The organism is Amycolatopsis sp. NPDC003861 (genome assembly GCF_053605405.1).
Map to the genome: position 1 here is coordinate 1 of NZ_JBSGJD010000505.1, position 1,761 is coordinate 1,761.

Genomic DNA, 1,761 nt, shown 5'->3' on the forward strand with positions numbered 1-1,761 from the left:
CGCGCCGGCCCCGCGCCCCCGGCCGCCGCCCCCCCCCCCGCCCGCCCCCCCCCCGCCACGGTACTCGGGAGCTCGGCTTACGCCGTGAGCGGACTCAGCGTCCGGTTAAGCGCCACTCGACGAAGTGGCCACAGGTGAGGCAGCAGCCCGCAGACCGAACTCCTGCCCCAGTGCTCGGGATCGCCGCAGGTGATGGCGCGCCGGCGGGTGAGTGTCATCGGAAGTGGCCTCGCCCGGCTCGCCGGGACGTGGATCGCCCGAAGGTAAGCACACCCCGGCCGGGGGCAGTGCGTCCCCGAAGCCCGGCCCGATCCGCCCGGGCGAACCAGCCCCCCACCCTGCCGAACTCCGATGCCGGTCCAGCAGCGGGCTGGTTCACGCGCGGGCGGATGAGCCGGGCCGGGGACGTCGCCTCACGGCGACCCCCGGCCGCCGCGTGCTGAGGCTGCGCCGCGTTCCACACCCCAACGAGCACCAGGGAGGCCACCATGGCCGGCGACACCATCATCACCCTCTGCGGCAACCTCACCTCCGACCCCGAACTGCGCTTCACCGCCACCGGCACGCCGGTCGCGAACTTCACCGTCGCCTCCACCCCGCGCACCTTCAACCGCGCCACCAGCGAATGGGAGGACGGCGAGGCACTGTTCATGCGCTGCACCATCTGGCGCCAGGCGGCCGAGAACGTCGCCGAGTCCCTGACCCGCGGCGCCCGCGTCGTCGTCCAGGGCCGCCTCAAGCAGCGCTCGTTCCAGACCAAGGAAGGCGACAAGCGCACTGTCATCGAGCTGACCGTCGACGAGATCGGCCCGTCGCTGCGCTACGCCACCACCACGGTCACCAAGAACGCGAAGAACGCCACCGCGAACGCCAACTCGGACCGCGGCTCCAGCACCCACACCGGCGCGGCCCCGGCCGACGACCCGTGGGGCCCGGCCGCCGAGCGCGAACTGGTCGGCGCGACCGCCGGCGGCGGGTTCAGTGACGAGCCGCCGTTCTGATGAAGCCCGGTGTCCGGCCGGACCTTCCCCTCCGGCCGGGCACCACCCCAAGGGCCGGGGCCAGCCTGACGCTGGCCCTGGCCTTCTCTCATGCCCCGCCACCGCACCCCGGAGGCCACCATGCGCGCCGCCCCCAACACCATGCCGTCCACCCGATCGAATGCACCGACGAAGCGCCGTGTCGCGCGCAACCGGATGGCGCGCGCCCTGGTCCAGAAATCACCCTTTGGGGTAGGAGAATCGCTTTACTCTCGGAACATGAGCATTCGTTACGGCGTCACGATCCCCGGGCTCGTCCTCGCCGGAGGCACCGGCTTCTACCTCGGCATCCAGCCCTTCGGCTACATCGGACTCCTCGTCACACCCTTCACCGACCCCGCCGGCCTGCTGGCCCTCCCCGGCGCCGTGCTCTTCGGCGCGCTCCTCGGCTGCGTCGTCGCCTACCTCAGCCGCAACCGCATCAAGCCGAAACTCGCCCACCGCTACCGCCACGGCGCCATCCTCGGCGCCGTCACCCTGCCCGGCTACCTGTTCATCGGGCACTTCCCCGGCGCAATTGAAGGCGGCACCGCCAGCCAGTGGGCCTTCGGAATCGCGTTCTGCTGCGGCATCGCCGCGATGATCGTCCACTACCAGCGCCGCAAGCGCGCCACCTTGGCCCGCCGAGCCCGGCGTCTCGCCCAGCAGCAGGCCGACCAGCCGATCGCGACGCGCTGACCTGCCGACACCACGAGAGGGGCGCTGGCACCTAACGGTGCCA

The 1,761-nt window shown here is 72.2% G+C and carries 2 protein-coding genes; both read left to right on the plus strand.

Annotated elements, in window-relative coordinates; translation table 11 throughout:
- The first annotated feature begins 488 nt into the window (after positions 1 to 488).
- The gene (locus ACWEVN_RS47810) at positions 489 to 1,001 is read left to right on the plus strand and encodes a single-stranded DNA-binding protein (protein WP_452055706.1); all 513 of its coding nucleotides are present in this window, start codon (positions 489 to 491) and stop codon (positions 999 to 1,001) included.
- A gap of 258 nt (positions 1,002 to 1,259) precedes the next feature.
- Positions 1,260 to 1,718 (plus strand): hypothetical protein, encoded by a 459-nt coding sequence (locus ACWEVN_RS47815; RefSeq protein ID WP_452055707.1) that lies wholly within the window; start codon positions 1,260 to 1,262, stop codon positions 1,716 to 1,718.
- The last annotated feature ends 43 nt before the right edge of the window (positions 1,719 to 1,761 follow it).